Genomic DNA, 18,549 nt, shown 5'->3' with positions numbered 1-18,549 from the left:
GCGGGTAGGCTCGACAGCAAGATGACCGAAGAACTCTCACCCGCCGAGCGGTACGCCGCTGCCCGGATCCGCGCCGCCGAAGAGGCCTCTGCCCTGGCCCCCTTCCGCGAGATGTACGAATTCGATCTGGACCCGTATCAGGTCGAGGCCTGCAAGGCGCTGGAGGCCGGCAAAGGCGTCCTCGTCGCCGCCCCGACCGGCTCGGGCAAGACCATCGTCGGCGAGTTCGCCGTGCACCTGGCCCTCCAGCAGGGCCGAAAGTGCTTCTACACGACGCCGATCAAGGCACTGTCGAACCAGAAGTACGCCGACCTCGTCAAGCGCTACGGTGCCGACAAGGTGGGCCTGCTGACGGGTGACAACAGCGTCAACTCCGAGGCGCCGGTGGTCGTGATGACCACCGAGGTGCTCCGCAACATGCTGTACGCGGGCTCCCAGTCGCTCCTCGGCCTCGGCTACGTCGTGATGGACGAGGTCCACTACCTCTCCGACCGGTTCCGCGGGGCCGTCTGGGAGGAAGTGATCATCCACCTCCCCGAGTCGGTGACCCTGGTGTCCCTGTCGGCCACCGTGTCCAACGCCGAGGAGTTCGGCGACTGGCTGGACACCGTGCGCGGGGACACCGAGGTGATCGTCTCCGAGGAGCGGCCCGTACCGCTGTGGCAGCACGTCATGGCCGGCCGCCGGATCTACGACCTCTTCGAGGAGGAGTCCGACCACGGCGGCCGCGGCTCCGCGCGCCGGGAGGTCAATCCCGATCTGCTGCGCATGGCGCGCGAGGAGAACAGCCGCACCTACAGTCCGAAGGACCGGCGGCGCGGCAAGATGGTCCGCGAGGCCGACCGCGAGCGTGAGCGGCGCTCCCGCGGCCGGATCTGGACCCCGTCCCGCCCCGAGGTCATCGCCCGCCTCGACAACGACGGGCTGCTGCCCGCCATCAACTTCATCTTCAGCCGGGCCGGCTGCGAGGCCGCCGTCCAGCAGTGCCTGTACGCGGGCCTGCGGCTCAACGACGAGTCCGCACGGCTCAGGGTCCGCGAGCTCGTCGAGGCGCGGACCGCCTCCATCCCCACCGAGGACCTGCACGTCCTGGGGTACTACGAGTGGCTCGAAGGACTGGAGCGGGGCATCGCCGCGCACCACGCGGGCATGCTGCCCACCTTCAAGGAGGTCGTGGAGGAGCTCTTCGTACGCGGCCTGGTCAAGGCCGTCTTCGCCACGGAGACCCTGGCGCTGGGCATCAACATGCCCGCGCGCACGGTGATCCTGGAGAAGCTGGTCAAGTGGAACGGTGAGCAGCACGCCGACATCACCCCCGGCGAGTACACGCAGCTGACCGGCCGGGCCGGGCGGCGCGGCATCGACGTCGAGGGCCATGCGGTGGTGCTCTGGCAGCGCGGCATGGACCCGGCGGGGCTCGCCGGGCTCGCGGGTACCCGTACGTATCCGCTGCGTTCCAGCTTCAAGCCGTCCTACAACATGGCCGTGAACCTGGTCAGCCAGTTCGGGCGGCACCGCTCGCGCGAGCTCCTGGAGACCTCCTTCGCGCAGTTCCAGGCCGACCGCTCGGTCGTCGGGATCTCCCGGCAGGTCCAGCGCAACGAGGAGGGCCTGGAGGGCTACCAGGAGGGCATGACCTGCCACCTGGGGAACTTCGAGGAGTACGCGCAGCTGCGCCGTGACCTCAAGGACCGCGAGACGGACCTGGCCAAGCAGGGCGCGGCGCAGCGCCGGGTGCAGGCGGCCAGTTCGCTGGAGAAGCTCAAGCCGGGCGACATCATCCACGTGCCGACCGGCAAGTTCGCCGGGCTGGCGCTGGTCCTGGACCCGGGCGTACCGGCCGGGCGGGTCAACGGGCATCGCGGGCACGAGTACGCCGAGGGTCCGCGCCCGCTGGTGCTCACCGCCGAGCGGCAGGTCAAGCGGCTCGCCGCGATCGACTTCCCGGTCCCGGTCGAGGCGCTCGACCGGATGCGGATCCCCAAGACCTTTAACGCGCGCTCGCCGCAGTCCCGCCGGGACCTGGCGTCCCAGCTGCGGACCAAGGCCGGGCACATCACGCCGGAGCGGCGCTCCCGCGGCAGGGCCGCGGCCGCCGACGACCGTGAGATCGCCCGGCTGCGCAGTGAGCTGCGGGCGCATCCCTGCCACGGCTGCGACGAGCGCGAGGACCACGCCCGCTGGGCGGAGCGCTACCACCGGCTCAAGCGGGACACCCAGCAGCTGGAGCGGCGGATCGAGGGCCGGACGAACACCATCGCCCGCACCTTCGACCGGATCCACGCGCTGCTGACCGAGCTGGACTACCTGCGCGAGGACGAGGTCACCGTGCACGGCAAGCGGCTCGCCCGGCTGTACGGGGAGCTGGACCTGCTGGCCTCCGAATGCCTGCGTGCCAAGGTGTGGGAGGGCCTGAGTCCGGCCGAACTGGCAGCCTGTGTCTCGGCGTTGGTCTTCGAGGCGCGGCAGTCCGACGACGCGGTCGCACCCAAGGTGCCCGGCGGCGCGGCGAAGGAGGCGCTGGGCGAGATGGTCCGGATCTGGGGCCGCCTCGACGCGCTGGAGGAGGAGCACCGCATCAACCAGGCGGAGGGCGTGGGCCAGCGCGAGCCGGACCTCGGCTTCGCGTGGGCGGCGTACCAGTGGGCCTCCGACAAGAGCCTGGACGAGGTGCTGCGCGAGGCGGAGATGCCGGCCGGTGACTTCGTGCGCTGGTGCAAGCAGGTCATCGACGTGCTCGGGCAGGTCGCGGCGGCGGCTCCGGCGGCCTCCGGCGACAGCGGGAGCACGGTGGCGCGCAATGCCCGCAAGGCCGTGGACGCACTGCTTCGGGGTGTAGTGGCCTACAGCTCGGTCGGCTAGGCGGTTTTGGGGCTTCCTCCGAGAGCAGGGATGGCTCGATCTGATCTCTTGCCATGATCGAATCGGCCTGCTCTGTGCGACGATCGATGTCATGAGCGGGGAAGCGGACGATGGTCCGAGACGGGTCGGTCGGCCACGTGCCGACCGGCTGCGACCGGAGAGCGGCCGGCCGCCGCGCGAGGAACTCCTCTGCGCGGCGGCCGAGTTGTTCACCGACCAGGGATACGCGGCGACCACCACGCGGGCCGTCGCCGAACGGGCCGGGATGCGCCAGGCCACGATGTACCACTACTTCGGCGGCAAGGAGGAACTCCTCGCCGAACTGCTGGAGTCCACGGTCGCGCCCTCGTTGGTGCTGGCCCGGCAACTGCTCGCGGACGAGGGGCGGTGCGCCGCGCGGCGGCTGTGGGAGCTGTGCCGCTCCGACGTCCTGCTCCTGTGCGGCGGGCCGTACAGCCTGGGGGCGCTCTACCTGCTGCCCGAGCTCGGCGGCTCGCGCCTCGCGCGGTTCCGCCGGATGCGCGGGGAACTCAAGGACGCCTACCGGGTGCTGCTCGCCGGGACCCGCGTCGGGGCCCAACTGGCCGAGAACAAGGCGGGGTTGATGCTCCGGGGCGATCTGGTCTTCGGTCTCATCGAGGGCGTCATGCTGATCCACCGTGCGGATCCGGCACGGCCGGCCGTGGCCTTCGCCGAAGCCACCGCGGACGCCGCGCTGCGGATCGCGGGTGTCGGTCTCCCCGGCGACTAGTGCCGTGCCGGGCGTCGCAACCCGGTGAACCTTGCCGGTCACAGCACTAGCCACCCGTGCCGGCCTCCCAGCCCGCGCGGTCGTCCCACGCCTGGAGGGTGCGGCCGCTCTCGAAGCGGTGCACGTGCGCGGTCACCGGGTCGGTGAACGCCAGTATCCGGGCCAGGAGTTGCAGCGGCCTGCGGTAGTCGTCCGGGGCCGGGTCGGTGACCTGCGGATACACCGGGTCGCCGAGGATGGGCAGACCCAGGCTGTTCATGTGGACCCGCAGCTGGTGGGTGCGGCCGGTGCGCGGGGTCAGCCGGTAGCGGGCCAGCCCGCCCCGGGCCTCGACGCATTCGACCAGACTCTCGGCGTTGGGCTCGCCGCCGGGCACCTCGACCGCCGCGATGACCCCTCGGGCCTTCTCGATCCGGCTGCGGACCGTGCGCGGGAGGGTGCGGGCGAGTTCCGGGTCGTGGGGTGCGAGGGCCTCATACTCCTTGTGCACCTCGCGCCGCTGGAAGAGGAGCTGGTAGGCGCCGCGGTCCTCGGGGCGGACGCTGAACATCACCAGTCCCGCCGTCAGCCGGTCCAGCCGGTGCGCGGGGCTGAGGCCGGGCAGGTCCAGTTCCTCGCGGAGCCGGGCCAGGGCGGTCTCGGTGATGTGGGAGCCGCGCGGGGTGGTGGCCAGGAAGTGCGGCTTGTCCACGACCAGCAGGTGCGCGTCGCGGTGGACGACGGAGATCGGGAAGGGCACCCGCGGCTCCGGCTCCATGTCCCGGTGGAACCACAGGTAGGCGCCCGGCTCGTACGGGTCCTGCGCGCGCAGGACCCGCCCGCCGGGGCCCAGCACCCGGCCCGCGGCCAGCAGGCGGGCGACCGAGTCGGCGCCGCGGGTGCCGGCGTAGCGCGCCGCGAGGTAGTCGCCGAGATCGTGCCACGTCCCGTCCGGGTCGGGCGGGAGCCGCAGCCGGACCGGGTCGATGCCGGCGCGCTGGGGGAGGGGCGAGGGGGGTGGCTGGGCTCTGCGTCTCATCGGGGAACAGGCTATGCGGCTACCGCTGGGTGAAAGTGCCCAGGTGGCCGGCGTCGAGGTATTCGATGCGCAGGGTGCCGTCGGCGAAGATCACACCGGTGCGGCCGACCGCGTTCTCCCCCGCGGTCATGAAGCTGAAGGTGTCCCCGTCGTAGTGGGTCAGCGGGAAGCGCAGGGGCTCGGGGCCGAGGGCGAGGGTGAGCGCGCCTTTGTCGTCGGCGGTCACGGTGGCCTTGCCGTAGTAGGGGTTGTCGTAGGTACCGGTGTACGCGGCGCTGTCCCGGGCCGGCTGCGCTCCGGCGGGCGGATGGGCGTAGTCGGTGGTCGACCCGTCCGGGGGTTCGAGGGCCGCCGCGTAGGCGGAGGCGGCCAGGGCGAGCCAGTCGGTGGAGACCTTGCCGTGCTCGGCGTAGTCGAAGAAGTCCAGGGCGACGGCGTCGGGCAGGCCGACCGGGGCGCCGTTGGTCAGGACGACGATGCCGAGCCGCTCCAGCGGGAGCATGGTGACGTTGGTGTTGGCGCCGAGTTCGAAGGCGCCGGAGTGGCTCAGGCGCAGGCGGCCGGCGCTGTCGTAGCTGACGTTCCAGCCGAGGCCGTAGAAGCTGGTGGTGCCGACGGCGTTGGTCGGCTGCGACACGATCGCGGGCACGTGGGTCCGGGCGAGGGTATCGGCCGGGATGATCCGCTTCCCGTCGAGGGTGCCGCCGGCCAGCTGCAGCCGCAGCCAGCGGGCCATGTCGGTGGCGGTGGAGCTGACCCCGCCGGCCGGGGCCTGGGCGTCCGGGTCGCGGACGAAGCGCGGGCTCCAGGTGCCGTCCGCGTTCTTGACGTGGGTGGCGGCGTGGTCGGGGGAGTTGACGAAGGCGGAGAACTCGGTGCTCGTACGGGTCATGCCGGCGGGCTTGAACAGGGTGTCGGCGCTGAGCTTCTGCCAGCTGGTGCCCTTGGCGCGGGCGACCGCCTCGGCGGCCGCGGTGAACCCGAAGTTGGTGTAGGCGTAGCTCGCCCGGAACGGACCGAGGGGCTCCAGGCGCAGGTGGTCCAGGATGTACGCCTGGTCGTAGCCGAGGTCTTCGAGGAGGTCGCCGGCGTGGTCGGGGAGGCCGCTGCGGTGGGAGAACAGGTCGGCGGTGGTGACGTGGCCGGTGACCCAGGGGTCCTTCAGGGAGAACCCGGGCAGGACGGTGCGGTCGTCCCACTCCTGGGGACCGGTGAGCGTGCCGGCCACGACCGTGGAGGAGACGGGCTTGGACAGCGAGGCGATCTGGAAGACGGTGCCGGGGCCCACCTTTGCGCTCTCGCCGGTCCTGCGGAGCCCGTAGCCCTTGATGTGGACGACCTTGTCGTCGTGGACCACGGCCACCGACACGCCGGGAACCCCGGTGCGGCGCATCATGTCCTCGACGGTGCGGTCGAGGCGGGCGACGGCCTTGTCGACGGCGGCGTCGGTGATCTGGGGCTTCGGGGCGGGGGGCGGGCTGGGCGCGGCCGTTGCCGACAGCGCCACCACCGTGGTCAGGAAGACCGCGGCCCCGGCTGCCCCGAGCGCGTGGCGGGTACGCATGGGGTCATTGTCCTGCCGGGGGCCGCGCAGCGCGCGGCGCCGTTGCCGGGGGCGCTGCCCCCGGACCCCCGCGCCTCAAACGCCGGCGAGGCTGAAAGACCGGGGCTCCACCCCCGGCCCCGCGCCTCGAACGCCGGCGGGGCTGAAAAGAAACCTTTACGCGGCTGCGCGGTGTTCCTGTTCGGCCTCGACCGAGGCGTTCCAGTCGCGCTTGATCGCGCGCCAGCCCTCGTCCGTCTCGCCCAAGCGCCAGTAGCCCGAGATCGACAGGCGCTCGCGCGGGACGCCGCGCTCCATGCGGAGGTGGCGGCGCAGGTCCTTGACGAAGCCGGCCTCGCCGTGGACGAAGGCGTGGACGTCCGTGGAGGGGAACTCCATGGCGGTGACGGCCTCCACCAGGGCCTCGCCCACCGGGCGGTCGCCGCGGTGCAGCCAGATCGGGACGATGCCGTCCGGGGTGGCGATCTTCAGCTCGTCGGCCGGGCCGTCGATCTCGACGATGGCGTGGACCTGCGCGCCCGCCGGCATCCGCTCCATCGCGGCGGCGATCGCCGGAAGGGCGCTCTCGTCGCCCACCAGGAGGTGCCAGCCGGCCACCGGGTCCGGGGCGTAGGCGCCGCCCGGGCCGAGGAAGCGTACGAGCTCGCCCGGCTGCACCCGCGCCGCCCAGGGGCCGGCCAGGCCCTCGTCGCCGTGGACCACGAAGTCGAGGGTCAGCTCCAGGTGCGCGGGGTCCCAGCTCCGCACCGTGTACGCGCGCTGGCGCGGCCACTGCGCGCGGGGGAAGTCTGCGCGGATCCGGTCCAGGTCCCACGGCGCGGGGTAGCTGACGCCCGCCGGGGCGAACAGCAGCTTGACGTATTGGTCGGTGTACTCGCCCGCGCCGAACTCCCGGAGGCCCTCACCGCCCAGCACGAGGCGCACCATGTGCGGCGACAGCCGCTCGGTGCGTACGACGACGGCGGTGCCGACGGTGCGGGCGCGTCCTTCTGCCACGGTGACTCCCCTGACTCCATGAAACTTAGCCTTACCTAAGTTATCACCTCATGGGCGCAGCACGCTGCCCAGCCGAGCGACTGCGCCCCCCAGACCCCACCGACGGGCTAGCGCATCCACCAGTTCGGGCTGCGCCGGGGCCGCCGGAAGGGCCGGGTCGAACGCCGGAAGCGGCACGTCAGAGGCCACCTGGACCACCTTCGGGGCCACCGCCAGATAGGGCCGGGACTCGTCCAGCCGCTTGCGCTGGGTCGGCGTCAGCTTCGACTTCGGATCGTCGACCGCCGCGATGATCCCGGCCAGGGTGCCATAGGCGTCCAGGAGTTTGGCGGCCGTCTTCTCGCCGATGCCGGGGACGCCCGGCAGGCCGTCGCTCGGGTCGCCGCGCAGCAGCGCCAGATCCGCGTAACCGGGGCCGTCCACCCCGTACTTCTCGCGGAGCCACGCCTCGTCGGTCACCTGCAGGGTGCCCACGCCCTTGAGCGGGTACAGCACCCGCCGCTGCCGGGCGTCGTCCACCAGCTGGTACAGGTCCCGGTCGCCCGTGACGATGTCCACCGGGCCGCTCGCGCGGGCGGTGAGCGTGCCGATCACGTCGTCCGCCTCGTACCCGGCGACCCCGACCCGGGCGATGCCGAAGGCGTCCAGCGCCGCCTCGATGATCGGGACCTGCGGGGCGAGCGTGTCCGGGGTCTCCTCCACGTCGGGGCCGGTCTCGGTCTCCTCGGCCACCCGGTGCGCCTTGTAGGAGGGGATCAGCTCCACCCGCCAGTGCGGCCGCCAGTCGGCGTCCATGCACGCCACCAGATCGTCCGGCCGGTGGTCCTGGACGAGCCGGCCGATGAAGTCGAGCAGCCCGCGCACGGCGTTGACCGGGGTGCCGTCGGGGGCCTTCACCGAGTCCGGCACACCGAAGTAGGCACGGTAGTAGAGGGAGGCGGTGTCCAGGAGCATCAGGCGTCGTGTCGTCACGGAGTCGATGATGCCGCAACGCACCCCGGCGGATGCCCCGGCCGCCCGGACAGCCCGCGCCGGGACGGACAGTGAGCGGATGAGTACGGGAACAGCCGTGCACGCGAAACCGGAGGCGGTTGCTGCGTAAGGTGCTTACAGCACACCGATGTGCGACAGACATGGGGAGGGCAGCCCCGACATGAACGACAGGGACGGCACCGACGGCAGCGATGGCATGGACGGCAAGCTGAACGACAGGGACGACAAGAGCAAGGACAAGGACGGCAAGGAGCCGCTCCGGGTGGGCGTGGCCGTGCGCAAGCGGCGCCGGGCGCTCCATCTCACGCTGGCCGCCGTGTCGGCGCGCAGCGGCCTGTCGGTGCCCTTCCTGAGTCAGATAGAGAACGAGCGGGCCCGGCCCAGCATGCGCTCCCTGGAGCGGGTCGCGGACGCGCTGGAGACCACGGCCGTCGAGCTGCTGGCCGCCTCCGACACCGCGCGCACGGTGGACCTCGTACGGGCCGGTGACGCCTCCGGGCTCACCCCGATCCCGGGCGTACGGCCCCTGGTGCGCGGGCACCACCAGCTGCACGCGATGGAGTTCACCGGGGACCAGGACGCCGGACGCGAGTACCAGCACCGCAACGACGAACTGATGTACGTGGTCGAGGGTGCCTGCCAGGTCGAGGCGGAAGGGCGGGCGTACCGGCTGGAGAGCGGGGACGCGCTGTTCCTGTCCGGCGGCGTGCGGCACCGCTGGCGGGCCGTCACCGAGGACACCCGGATCCTGGTCGTCGCGGTGGGCGAGCACATCCACGCGACCTCCGAGCCCCCGTCGCCGGGACACTGAGCGGCGTGCGGCGGGTCGTCTCGCTGGTGCCCTCGCTGACCGAGGCGGTGGCCGTGAGCGCGCCGGGGCTGCTGGTCGGGGTCACCGATTGGTGCACGCACCCCGGGGACCTCGGCGACGCGGTACGGATCGGGGGGACGAAGAACCCCGACGTACGGCGGATCGCGGAGCTCCGGCCGGACCTGGTGATCGCCAACGAGGAGGAGAACCGGGCCCCCGACCTGGCGGCGCTGCGCGCGGCCGGTGTGGAGGTGCTGGTCACCGAGGTCCGGGACCTGCCGCAGGCGCTGCGGGAGCTGGACCGGGTGCTGGTGGGGGCGCTGGGGCTGACGAGGCCGGGGTGGCTGACGGACGCGGAGCGCGCGTGGGCCGGGGTGGAGCCGACCGGTGCGCTCACCGCCTTCGTGCCGATCTGGCGGCGGCCGTGGATGGTGCTGGGCCGGGACACCTTCGCCGGGGACCTGCTGGCGCGGCTCGGGGTCCGCAACGTCTACGCCGGACACCCGGAGCGGTATCCCCGGGTGCCGGTGGAGGAACTCGCGGCGGCCGGCTGCGACCTGGTGGTGCTCCCGGACGAGCCGTACCGGTTCACGGCCGAGGACGGCCTGCAGGCCTTCCCGGGCCTGCCCGCCGCCCTGGTCAGCGGCCGCCACCTGACCTGGTACGGGCCCTCGCTGGCCGAGGCCCCGCAGGTACTGGCAAGGGCCCTGCGCGCGGCCCGCTGAGCGACGTACCCTCACGGGATGCGTACCGGAAGATCATTAATTCTGCTTGCGGCGACGGCCCTGCTGGCCGGAGCCTGCGCGGCCCCCGAGGCAGACCCCCGCCGTCCGCCGCCCGGCATCGGCGAGCTCAGCACCGGCGAGCTCCAGAGCCGGTGGTGGAGCTGGGCCGCCTCCAGCCCGGCCCGCTCCAACCCGGTGGCGGACCCGGACGGCAGCTTCTGCGCCGAGAACCAGCCGGCCGACGTGTGGTACCTCGCGGGCACCGTCGGGAGCCGGGCCGAGCGCCGGTGCTCGATCCCCAAGGGCCGGCCGGTGGTCCTTCCGGTGCTCAACTTCACCGGCACGAAGGCCGAGTGCGCGGCGCGGCTGGCCGAGGCGCGGGGCACCGTCGTGTGGGGCCGGACCGACGTGGCGGTGGAGCGCATCGAGCCCACCACCATCCGGATCAAGGGGGTCGAGGGGAACCCGCTGACCCGGAAGGCGGGGACGGTGACCACGTACGGCTGTGGGTTGTGGGTGCGCCTGGGGCCCGTCTGGGACTCGGGCGCCCTGACCATCGAGGGCTCGGCCGGATCGGCCTCCACCTCGGTCCGCTACGACCTCCGGGTCGGCTAGGCCGTCTCTCTCGGATCTTGCCGGGCGTCGCGGGCCCGGCAAGATCCGAAAGGGACGACCTAGCGGGGGAGCAGTGCGCCGCTGAAGAGGCCGCGGAGGGTGTGGGCGGCGGCCAGGAGCCAGGCGGTCAGCAGGCCGAGGAAGAGGGCGGTGGCGAGCCAGGCGTAGGCGGTCAGACCGGTGTGGTGGGCCAGGCCGGTGGCGCCGGTGACGCAGGTGCCGACGGGGAAGGTCAGGGCCCACCAGGTCATCGCGAAGCCCATGCCGCCCCGGGCCGCCCGGACCAGCATGGCCGCGGCCAGGGCCAGCCACAGCAGGGCGAAGCCCAGCACGGGGACCCCGTAGACCAGGGCGAAGGCGCCCAGTGCGCCCGCGTAGGTGCCGTCGATCGAGTGGGGGGCGACATCGGCGAGCTGGTTCACGGCGGTGGTGGACTGGCCGAGGGGGCCGAGGACCAGGAACAGGGTCGGGGTCAGCGCCAGGGGGAGGGGGCCGCCCACGATCAGCCGGCCGAAGATCAGGGGGAGCATCAGCAGGGTGGCGAGCAGGCTGATCCCGAACATGGTGTAGCAGGCGAGCAGCAGGGTCTCGCGGGGCTGGCCGGCGGGCAGGTGGGGTATCAGCAGCGGGCCGAGGGCGGCGGAGACCATGGGGGAGACCAGGGGGAGCAGCCAGACGGGGGTGGCCTGCCCGGGCTCGACCTTGTGCCGTACGACCATCAGGTAGGGCACGGCCACGGCCATGACCAGGCCGATCGCGGTACCCGCGGTGAAGAGCACGGCGTCCACGGCGACGGCGGCGCCGGTCCCGATGAGGTCCTTGCCGACGATGAGGGTGCCGCCGCCGACGGCCAGCAGCGCCATCGCGAGGCAGCCGTAGAAGGGGGCGACGGCCGGGTCGAGGAGATGGGCGCGGGCCTGGTCGCGGTGGTGGAGCCAGTGCCCGGCGCGGGCCGTGAGCAGGACGGCGAGGAGGACGGCGGACAGCGCCCAGACGAGCTGGCAGGCCACGCGCTGGCCGGGGAGCTGGTACGGGAGGGCCGCGCCGGCGTTGGCGAGGATCGCCGTGCCCATGACGCAGGCGTACCAGTTGGGGCCGAGGTGCCGCAGTGCGGGGGCCTTGTGGGCCCGGACCGCGGGAGTGGTGTGAGTGCGGGGTCGCACGAGAGTGGTGGCCATGGATCCAGCCTCGTGCCCGGGCGGACGGGGCGGCAGAGACCATCTCCCTATGAGGCCATAAACTGATGTTATGGCTAATGAGGAGTGGGTTCCGCTGGCGCACCGGGTACCGGACCTGGGCGCGCTGGAACTGCTGCTCGCGGTCGCGCGGGTCGGCAGCCTGAGCGGCGCGGCCCGGCGGCTGGGCATCACCCAGCCCGCCGCGAGCAGCCGGATCCGGGCGATGGAGACCCGGCTCGGCGTGGCCCTGGTCGACCGCTCGCCGCGCGGGTCGACGCTGACGGCCGAGGGCGCGCTCGTCACGGACTGGGCCCGGCGGGTGGTGGAGGCGGCGGAGGCCTTCGACGCGGGGGCGCAGGCGCTGCGCGGGCGGCGGGACTCGCGGCTGCGGGTGGCCGCCAGCATGACCATCGCGGAGTACCTGCTGCCGGGCTGGCTGATCGCCCTGCGCGGGCAGCGCCCGGACACGGCGGTGTCCCTGCACGCCGGGAACTCGGCGGTGGTCGCCGAACGGGTCCTCGCGCACGAGGCCGACCTCGGCTTCGTGGAGGGGCTGACCGTGCCCGAGGGACTGGATTCGGCGGTGATCGCGCAGGACCGCCTGGTCGTGGCCGTGGCTCCGGGCCACCCTTGGGCCCGCCGCGCCAAGGGGGTGGCGGTGGCGGAACTGGCCTCGACCCCGCTGATCCTGCGCGAGCGGGGGTCCGGCACGCGACAGGTCCTGGACGCCGCGCTGGCCTCGGCCGGCGGGCTGGCCGCGCCGCTGCTGGAACTGGCGTCGACCACGGCGGTGAAGGCGGCGGCGCTGAGCGGTGCGGGGCCGTGCGTGCTGTCGGAGCTGGCGGTCGGGGATGAACTGGGCGCGCGGCGGCTGGTGGAGGTCCCGGTGCCGGGTGCGCCGCTCGACCGGGCCCTGCGGGCGGTCTGGCCGACCGGTTCCCGCCCGGCGGGCCCGGCCCGTGACCTGCTGTCCCTGACCCACCGCCGGATCTAGGCCGTCGGTCGACGCCCGTTCTGGTCCGTTCGGGCGAGGAGGGATCGATTCGCCGCGGTGCGGATGGTGACCGAGGTGCGCGACGCGGCAAAGGTGGCTCCTGCACGTTTGTCGCTCTCCCGAGGAGAACCCAGATGCGTCTTCGCCATGCCGCCGTCGCCGCCTTCGGCGCTGTCACCCTGCTGCTCACGATCCCGACGTCGGCCTCGGCCGCGGAGGGACAGTTCCAGTACACGGTCTCCGGTCTCGACGGCATGCCGCTGAGGGTCGTACTGGAGAACCCGCCGAGCGGGGAGTGCATCACGCTGCCCGAGGTGGCCGACCCCTCGGCCAGCTCCCCGGCGCACTCGCCGCGCAACCGGACCGACGAGGTGGCGCTCGTGTTCACGGAGCCGGACTGCACGGGCCGCGAGTTCACGCTGCGGCCGCGCACGGGCTACGGCACGGAGCGCCTCGAACTGCGGTCGGTGGTCTTCGTCCGGCCCGAGTGACGAACGGCTGCCGGGCCCGGAGCCGCGCGGGGCGGCTCAGCTCTCCGAGCTGAGCCGCTTCGTCAGGAGCGAGCCCACGACGATCAGCGCGACGCCCAGCCACCACATGTTGTCGAAGACGAGGACGGCGATCCCGATCGGCACCAGCAGGCCCGCCAGCGGCAGCAACAGTCCGGCCCGGCCGGGTGGTTCGGGGCCCTCGCCGGTGGCCTCGCGGACCGCGCGGGCGCGGACGACGTCCGGGTACCAGACGGTGAACTTCAGCGCGGCGACGATGGCCAGGATCTGGATGATCCAGCCGGTCCAGATGTTGTTCGGGTTGTGCAGGACCAGGTCCCCGTAGGCTCCCGCGAGGGCCGCCACCACGAAGGCCGCACCCCACACGCCCGTGATCACGTAGTTGGCGCGGATGAAGCCGGGCGCGTGCCAGTGCGAGGGATCGACCTGTTCACGGGCGTACTGGAGGGTGAAGGGCGTCCCCACGGCCATCGAGCCGAAGGCGATCACGGCCAGGGTGATGTTCGCGACCTCGCCCGCGTACGTCTCCAGCCAGCGCAGGGTCCCCTCGCTCGCCAGGGCTCCGACGACGGCCATCGAGGCGAAGAACACCACGTCGGCCAGTTCCAGGAGTTTCCAGCTGCTGCCGCGGTTGATCAGGTGGCTCGCCGCGATGAGCGCGACGGCCGTGGCCAGCGCCAGTCCGACCGCGAGCTCGAACCGCCCCGGGCCGACCAGCAGTGAGAAGACGATCCACGGAGCCATTCCGATGACCGGGTTCTCCAGGAACCCGGACACCGGGCCGGATGCCGTGCCCTTTGCCTCGGTCCGCACCTTCCCAGCCTGCGCGCCCGCCGGGCGGCCGGCCAATCGGGCCGGGCGGCCACGCACCTCCGCCCTTAGGGGGTGTGTTGCCGGTCAGGCCGGGCTCGCGGTGTCCGGCCTGACCGACAAGACACCCCCTCACCCCGCGCCGTCGGGCGCGAGGGAGGGGCGGAGGGGGTGCGGGCCGTCAGCCCACCGGTACCGGGGTGCGGACGGAGGCCGCCTCGACCAGGGCGGACATCACCCGCGTGTCCGTGTCCCGCTCCGGGTGCCACTGGACGCCCAGCACCCACCGCTCCGGGTCGGGCAGTTCGATCGCCTCCACCGTGCCGTCGACCGCGTGGGCCGAGACGACCAGGCCGCGGCCCAGCCGGTCGACGGCCTGGTGGTGGTAGGTCGGGACCTGCGCCTCCTCCGCGACCAGGTCCGCGTACCGGGTGCCCTGGACCGGGCGGACCGGGTGCCAGGAGATGGCCCCCGGCGTCTCGAAGTGGCCGTCGATGTGCTGGATCAGCGTGCCGCCCAGGGCCACGTTCAGGGCCTGCATGCCGCGGCAGATGCCGAGCAGGGGCAGGTCCGCGTCCAGCGCGGCGGCGATCAGGGCCAGCTCCCAGTGGTCGCGGACCGTGGCGGGGGCGCCCGTACGGGAGTCGCGCGCGGCTCCGTAGTGCACCGGGTCCAGGTCAGGGCCGCCCGCGACGACCAGGCCGTCCACCCGGCTCAGCACCTCCGCCGCCGATCCGGGTTCGTCCGGCGGGAGCAGCACGGCCGCGCCGCCCGCCGCCTGGACGAGTTCGTAGTACCCGGTCGGTACGAGGGATGTCGGGAGGTCCCACACGCCGTAGCGGGTGGAATCCTCGACGTAGGTGGTGATGCCGATGAGCGGCCTGGGCACGTTCGTTACCTCCGACAGGGGCAGAGCAGGGCAGGAACAGGGTTTCAGTCGCGGGTCAGTTCCGCCTCGGCTTCCGCGAGAGCCGCGAACTCCTCCTCCGGGGCCGAGGCCACCAGGTGGTGCCGACTGTAGAAGGCGAAGTAGGCCAGGGCGACGGCGTACACGGCCAGGGCGATGAACGCGGCGTCCTTGTCCACCAGGAAGGTGGCGACCAGGGCCGACAGGGCGAGTGCGAAGGCCACCGAGGAGGTCAGGATCCCGCCCGGGGTGCGGTACGGGCGCTCCAGGTCCGGCTCCCGGCGGCGCAGCACGATGTGCGAGAGGGCCATCAGGGCGTAGGAGATGGTGGCGCCGAACACCGCGATGTTGAGCATGCGGGCTCCGTCGCCGGTGGCCGCGGCAAGGGCGAAGCCGATCGCGCCGGGGATGATCAGGCCCAGGTACGGGGCCTTGCGCTTCGAGGTGAGCGAGAGGAAGCGGGGCAGGTAGCCGGCCCGGGAGAGGGCGAAGAGCTGGCGCGAGCCCGCGTAGATGAGGGAGAAGAAGGAGGCCACCAGGCCGGCCAGGCCCGCGTAGTTCACGAAGCGGCTGAGCGCGGTCGGGCCGCCGTCCCCTTCCAGGGCCACGACCAGCGGGTTGCCGGCGGCCTTGACGGCGTCGGCGCCCTGGGCGCCGGTCGCGGCGAAGAAGGTGATCAGGGCGAGCAGGGCGAGGATGCCCATGGAGATGGAGAGGGCCTTCGGCATCGAGCGGACCGGGTCCTTGGCCTCTTCGGCCGCCAGCGGTACGCCTTCCACGCCGAGGAAGAACCACATGCCGAAGGGGAACGCGGCCCAGATGCCCAGGACGCCCAGCGGCAGCCAGGAGTTCGAGCCGAAGGCGGCCGCGTCGACGGGGATGTTGTTCAGGCCGGAGGCGTCGAACTCGGTGAAGGCCCCCACCGCGAAGATCAGCAGCGCGGCGACGGCGATCGCGGTCACGACGAGGCTGAAGCGGAGCGCCTCGCCGACGCCCCAGAGGTGGACGCCGATGAAGATGACGAAGCAGCCGAGGTAGACGGGCCAGCTGGAGGTGAGTCCGAAGAGGCCGAGGGATTCGACGTAGTCGCCGATGAAGATGACGATCGCGGCCGGGGCCAGGATGTACTCGATGAGGATGGCGGTGCCGGTGAGGAAACCGCCCCACGGGCCGAGCGCGCGGCGGGCGAAGCCGTAGCCGCCGCCCGCGGTCGGCAGGATGGTGGACAGCTCGGCGAGCGAGAAGACCAGACAGGCGTACATCGCGCCCATGAGGACGGTGGCGATGGCGAGGCCGCCGAAGCCGCCCTTGTCGAGGCCGACGTTCCAGCCGGAGAAGTCCCCGGAGACGACATAGGCGACGCCGAGACCGGTGAGGAGCAGCCAGCCGGCGCTGCCGCGGCGCAGCGTCCGGCGCGCGAGATATTCGTCGGGGCTGTCCCCGCCGTCGGGGGACTTGGTGGGTGCGGGTACGGCGGCGAGCCGTGCCTCGATGTCGTCGGCCATCGTGCGCTCCTGCCTCAGGGCAATGGTTGTGGGGCGTACCTTTGCCTTAGAGGGGCGGAGTGCGCAAGACCTCTGCGTTAAACAGAAGTTACGAAACCCTCTCGGGCCGCCCCTGGCGCCGCTCAGGTCAGGAAGCCCCGCAGCAGCGCCGCCGTGCCGCAGCAGTGCTCGCGCATGGTCTCCCGGGCCCCGGCCGCGTCGCCCTCCAGCACCGCCTCCACCAGCGTGCTGTGCTGCTGCTGGGAGTGCTCCAGGTTGCGTACGAGCAGCGGGATGCAGTCCAGCAGGTCGTTCACGGTGGCCCGGACGGCGGCGTACTGGGCCGTCAGGGTGGCGGACCCGGCCAGTTCGCACAGGGTGAGGTGGAAGAGCGTGTCCTGGCGGCGATAGTCGGCGAGCGGGGCGTCATGGGTGGCCGCCAGGGCGCCGAGCAGTCGTTCGGTGCCCTCCTCGGTCAGGCCCTGGGAGGCGCACAGTCCGGCCGCCCCCACCTCCAGGACCTCGCGGAACCGCAGGACGTCCTCGATGTCCACCCCCGCGACGCGCCGGCGCAGCTCCTCCTCGGCGCCGCCGGCCGGGGTGTCGGGCCGGGGCAGCACGAACGTTCCGCCGTACCGCCCGCGCCGGGCCTCCACGAGCCCCTGGTCCTGCAGCACCTTCAGCACCTCGCGCAGGGTCACCCGGCTGATCCCCATGCGCTCCGCCAGCTCGCGCTCGGGTGGCAGCCGTTCGCCGCCCGGCACCAGACCCAGCCGGACCACCTGGAGGATCTGCTCCAGCGCCTCCTCGAAACCGTTGCCCGCCCGCACCTGCCGCAGCACGGGATTCAGTCGTGCGGTGGCGCCGCCTTCGCTCGCCGTATCGGTCATCTCGGCTCCTCCCCTTCCCAAGCAATGGTTCTATTCAATACCTTAGGCCTCCTCGGCTCACCGAAGGAGAGATTCCAGTGGTAGACCGCAAGCCGCCGCTCGCGCCCGAGGAGCTCCGCTCCCTCGTCGCCAGTGGTGAGATCGACACAGTCGTCCTGGCCTTCCCCGACATGCAGGGGAGGCTCCAGGGCAAGCGGTTCGCCGCACAGTTCTTCCTCGACGAGGTCCTCGAGCACGGTACCGAGGGCTGCAACTACCTCCTCGCCGTCGATACCGACATGAACACCGTCGACGGTTACGAGATGTCCTCCTGGGACCGGGGCTACGGCGACTTCGCCATGCACCCCGACCTCGCCACCCTGCGCCGCATCCCGTGGAACCCCGGCAGCGCCTTCCTGCTCGCCGACCTCGCCTGGAACGACGGCTCGCCCGTCGTCGCCGCGCCCCGGCAGATCCTGCGCCGCCAGCTGGAGCGCCTCGCCGAGGCCGGCTACACCGCGATGGTGGGCACCGAGCTGGAGTTCATGGTCTTCCAGGACACCTACGAGCAGGCCTGGAACTCGGGCTACCGCGGCCTGACCCCGGCCAACCAGTACAACATCGACTACTCCGTCCTCGGGACCGGCCGCATCGAACCCCTGCTGCGCCGGATCCGCAACGAGATGCAGGCCGCGGGCCTGATCGTCGAGTCGGCCAAGGGGGAGTGCAACCTCGGCCAGCATGAGATCGCCTTCCGCTACGACGAGGCGCTCACCACCTGTGACCAGCACTCCGTCTACAAGACCGGAGCCAAGGAGATCGCCTCCCAGGAAGGTGTCTCGCTCACCTTCATGGCCAAGTTCGACGAGCGCGAGGGCAACTCCTGTCACATCCACCTCTCGCTGGCCGACGCCGACGGACACAACGCGATGGCCGGGGACGGCCCAGGCGGAATGTCACCGGTGATGCGGCACTTCCTGGCCGGCCAGCTGGCCGCGCTGCGCGACTTCTCCCTTCTCTACGCCCCGAACATCAACTCGTACAAGCGTTTCCGGCCGGGATCCTTCGCGCCGACCGCCGTCGCCTGGGGCGTGGACAACCGGACCTGCGCGCTCCGGGTCGTCGGCCACGGCCGCTCCATGCGCTTCGAGAACCGCCTCCCCGGCGGAGACGTCAACCCGTACCTCGCCGTCGCCGGCCTGGTCGCGGCCGGGCTCTACGGCATCGAGCACCGCCTGGAGCTCCCCGAGGCCTGCGGCGGGAACGCCTACACCGCCGACTACGCACACGTCCCCGCCACCTTGCGCGAGGCCGCCGAGCTCTGGGAGAACAGCGAGATCGCCAAGGCCGCCTTCGGCCCCGAAGTGGTCGCGCACTACCGGAACATGGCCCGCGTGGAACTCGACGCCTACGACTCCGCGGTGACCGACTGGGAGCTGCGCCGCTCCTTCGAACGCCTGTAG

17 protein-coding genes are annotated in these 18,549 nt (G+C 72.4%); 8 read left to right on the top strand and 9 right to left on the bottom strand.

From position 1 onward, the window contains the following. Positions 1–21 precede the first annotated feature (21 nt). Together ACZ4YL_RS14710 and ACZ4YL_RS14705 are read left to right on the top strand one after the other, a co-directional pair. Positions 22–2,862: a DEAD/DEAH box helicase gene (locus ACZ4YL_RS14710; protein WP_301372217.1), complete on the top strand. Its 2,841-nt coding sequence runs from the start codon at positions 22–24 to the stop codon at positions 2,860–2,862. A 91-nt stretch (positions 2,863–2,953) separates the two neighbouring features. Further along, complete coding sequence (locus ACZ4YL_RS14705; RefSeq protein ID WP_468116645.1) at positions 2,954–3,613, top strand: TetR/AcrR family transcriptional regulator; 660 nt, start codon at positions 2,954–2,956, stop codon at positions 3,611–3,613. Between the two features lie 46 nt (positions 3,614–3,659). Here ACZ4YL_RS14705 and ACZ4YL_RS14700 read toward each other — a convergent pair whose 3' ends face one another. The 4 genes from ACZ4YL_RS14700 to ACZ4YL_RS14685 form a co-directional block, all read right to left on the bottom strand. Further along, positions 3,660–4,631: an RluA family pseudouridine synthase gene (locus ACZ4YL_RS14700; protein WP_468116644.1), complete on the bottom strand. Its 972-nt coding sequence runs from the start codon at positions 4,629–4,631 to the stop codon at positions 3,660–3,662. A gap of 19 nt (positions 4,632–4,650) precedes the next feature. After that, on the bottom strand, positions 4,651–6,195 hold the full coding sequence (locus ACZ4YL_RS14695; protein ID WP_468116643.1) for a serine hydrolase: 1,545 nt from the start codon (positions 6,193–6,195) through the stop codon (positions 4,651–4,653). A gap of 156 nt (positions 6,196–6,351) precedes the next feature. Further along, a complete protein-coding gene (locus ACZ4YL_RS14690) occupies positions 6,352–7,191 on the bottom strand; it encodes a siderophore-interacting protein (protein WP_390801666.1) in 840 nt (279 codons plus the stop codon). A 48-nt stretch (positions 7,192–7,239) separates the two neighbouring features. Further along, positions 7,240–8,145 (bottom strand): 5'-3' exonuclease, encoded by a 906-nt coding sequence (locus ACZ4YL_RS14685; RefSeq protein ID WP_468116790.1) that lies wholly within the window; start codon positions 8,143–8,145, stop codon positions 7,240–7,242. A 235-nt stretch (positions 8,146–8,380) separates the two neighbouring features. On the opposite strand from ACZ4YL_RS14685, the gene ACZ4YL_RS14680 reads away from it, so the two are divergent. The 3 genes from ACZ4YL_RS14680 to ACZ4YL_RS14670 are packed head-to-tail and all read left to right on the top strand — an operon-like array spanning position 8,381 to position 10,335. Further along, positions 8,381–8,995, top strand: a complete 615-nt coding sequence (locus ACZ4YL_RS14680; RefSeq protein WP_468116788.1) for a helix-turn-helix domain-containing protein — start codon at positions 8,381–8,383, stop codon at positions 8,993–8,995. Beyond that, the gene (locus ACZ4YL_RS14675) at positions 8,992–9,720 is read left to right on the top strand and encodes a helical backbone metal receptor (protein WP_468116786.1); all 729 of its coding nucleotides are present in this window, start codon (positions 8,992–8,994) and stop codon (positions 9,718–9,720) included. The genes ACZ4YL_RS14680 and ACZ4YL_RS14675 overlap by 4 nt, the downstream gene beginning before the upstream one ends. Before the next feature lie 18 nt (positions 9,721–9,738). Further along, a complete protein-coding gene (locus tag ACZ4YL_RS14670; protein ID WP_468116640.1) occupies positions 9,739–10,335 on the top strand; it encodes a signal protein in 597 nt (198 codons plus the stop codon). 59 nt (positions 10,336–10,394) lie between these two features. Here the strand turns inward: ACZ4YL_RS14670 and ACZ4YL_RS14665 are convergent, their stop codons facing one another. Then, positions 10,395–11,513: a TDT family transporter gene (locus ACZ4YL_RS14665; protein WP_468116638.1), complete on the bottom strand. Its 1,119-nt coding sequence runs from the start codon at positions 11,511–11,513 to the stop codon at positions 10,395–10,397. 70 nt (positions 11,514–11,583) lie between these two features. Between ACZ4YL_RS14665 and ACZ4YL_RS14660 the strand changes: the two genes are divergently transcribed. Further along, on the top strand, positions 11,584–12,507 hold the full coding sequence (locus tag ACZ4YL_RS14660; RefSeq protein ID WP_468116637.1) for a LysR family transcriptional regulator: 924 nt from the start codon (positions 11,584–11,586) through the stop codon (positions 12,505–12,507). Between the two features lie 134 nt (positions 12,508–12,641). Then, positions 12,642–12,998: a hypothetical protein gene (locus ACZ4YL_RS14655; RefSeq protein ID WP_468116635.1), complete on the top strand. Its 357-nt coding sequence runs from the start codon at positions 12,642–12,644 to the stop codon at positions 12,996–12,998. 36 nt (positions 12,999–13,034) lie between these two features. Here the strand turns inward: ACZ4YL_RS14655 and ACZ4YL_RS14650 are convergent, their stop codons facing one another. From ACZ4YL_RS14650 to ACZ4YL_RS14635, 4 genes are all read right to left on the bottom strand, one after another. Then, positions 13,035–13,829 carry a hypothetical protein gene (locus ACZ4YL_RS14650; protein WP_468116634.1) on the bottom strand — a complete coding sequence of 265 codons (795 nt, stop codon included), beginning with the start codon at positions 13,827–13,829 and terminating at the stop codon, positions 13,035–13,037. A gap of 178 nt (positions 13,830–14,007) precedes the next feature. Next, complete coding sequence (locus ACZ4YL_RS14645) at positions 14,008–14,715, bottom strand: gamma-glutamyl-gamma-aminobutyrate hydrolase family protein (protein ID WP_468116632.1); 708 nt, start codon at positions 14,713–14,715, stop codon at positions 14,008–14,010. Positions 14,716–14,759: 44 nt separating this feature from the next. Further along, complete coding sequence (eat, locus tag ACZ4YL_RS14640) at positions 14,760–16,238, bottom strand: ethanolamine permease (protein ID WP_468116630.1); 1,479 nt, start codon at positions 16,236–16,238, stop codon at positions 14,760–14,762. Positions 16,239–16,360: 122 nt separating this feature from the next. Further along, positions 16,361–17,107, bottom strand: a complete 747-nt coding sequence (locus ACZ4YL_RS14635) for a FadR/GntR family transcriptional regulator (RefSeq protein WP_382550406.1) — start codon at positions 17,105–17,107, stop codon at positions 16,361–16,363. Positions 17,108–17,184: 77 nt separating this feature from the next. Between ACZ4YL_RS14635 and ACZ4YL_RS14630 the strand changes: the two genes are divergently transcribed. After that, positions 17,185–18,549, top strand: a complete 1,365-nt coding sequence (locus tag ACZ4YL_RS14630) for a glutamine synthetase family protein (protein WP_351159062.1) — start codon at positions 17,185–17,187, stop codon at positions 18,547–18,549.

It is taken from the genome of Streptomyces sp. NPDC030021 (assembly GCF_055574035.1).
The sequence above is the reverse complement of the archived record's forward strand: the minus strand, read 5'-3'. Positions and strand labels throughout refer to the sequence as shown.

What these genes read in the sequence shown, in the direction of transcription:
- ACZ4YL_RS14710 (WP_301372217.1), top strand. Translation starts at nt 22, where the DNA reads ATGACCGAAGAACTCTCACCCGCCGAGCGGTACGCCGCTGCCCGGATC.
- ACZ4YL_RS14705 (WP_468116645.1), top strand. Translation starts at nt 2,954, where the DNA reads ATGAGCGGGGAAGCGGACGATGGTCCGAGACGGGTCGGTCGGCCACGT.
- ACZ4YL_RS14700 (WP_468116644.1), bottom strand. Translation starts at nt 4,631, where the DNA reads ATGAGACGCAGAGCCCAGCCACCCCCCTCGCCCCTCCCCCAGCGCGCC.
- ACZ4YL_RS14695 (WP_468116643.1), bottom strand. Translation starts at nt 6,195, where the DNA reads ATGCGTACCCGCCACGCGCTCGGGGCAGCCGGGGCCGCGGTCTTCCTG.
- ACZ4YL_RS14685 (WP_468116790.1), bottom strand. Translation starts at nt 8,145, where the DNA reads ATGCTCCTGGACACCGCCTCCCTCTACTACCGTGCCTACTTCGGTGTG.
- ACZ4YL_RS14680 (WP_468116788.1), top strand. Translation starts at nt 8,381, where the DNA reads ATGGACGGCAAGCTGAACGACAGGGACGACAAGAGCAAGGACAAGGAC.
- ACZ4YL_RS14670 (WP_468116640.1), top strand. Translation starts at nt 9,739, where the DNA reads ATGCGTACCGGAAGATCATTAATTCTGCTTGCGGCGACGGCCCTGCTG.
- ACZ4YL_RS14665 (WP_468116638.1), bottom strand. Translation starts at nt 11,513, where the DNA reads ATGGCCACCACTCTCGTGCGACCCCGCACTCACACCACTCCCGCGGTC.
- ACZ4YL_RS14660 (WP_468116637.1), top strand. Translation starts at nt 11,584, where the DNA reads ATGGCTAATGAGGAGTGGGTTCCGCTGGCGCACCGGGTACCGGACCTG.
- ACZ4YL_RS14655 (WP_468116635.1), top strand. Translation starts at nt 12,642, where the DNA reads ATGCGTCTTCGCCATGCCGCCGTCGCCGCCTTCGGCGCTGTCACCCTG.
- eat (WP_468116630.1), bottom strand. Translation starts at nt 16,238, where the DNA reads ATGGCCGACGACATCGAGGCACGGCTCGCCGCCGTACCCGCACCCACC.
- ACZ4YL_RS14635 (WP_382550406.1), bottom strand. Translation starts at nt 17,107, where the DNA reads ATGACCGATACGGCGAGCGAAGGCGGCGCCACCGCACGACTGAATCCC.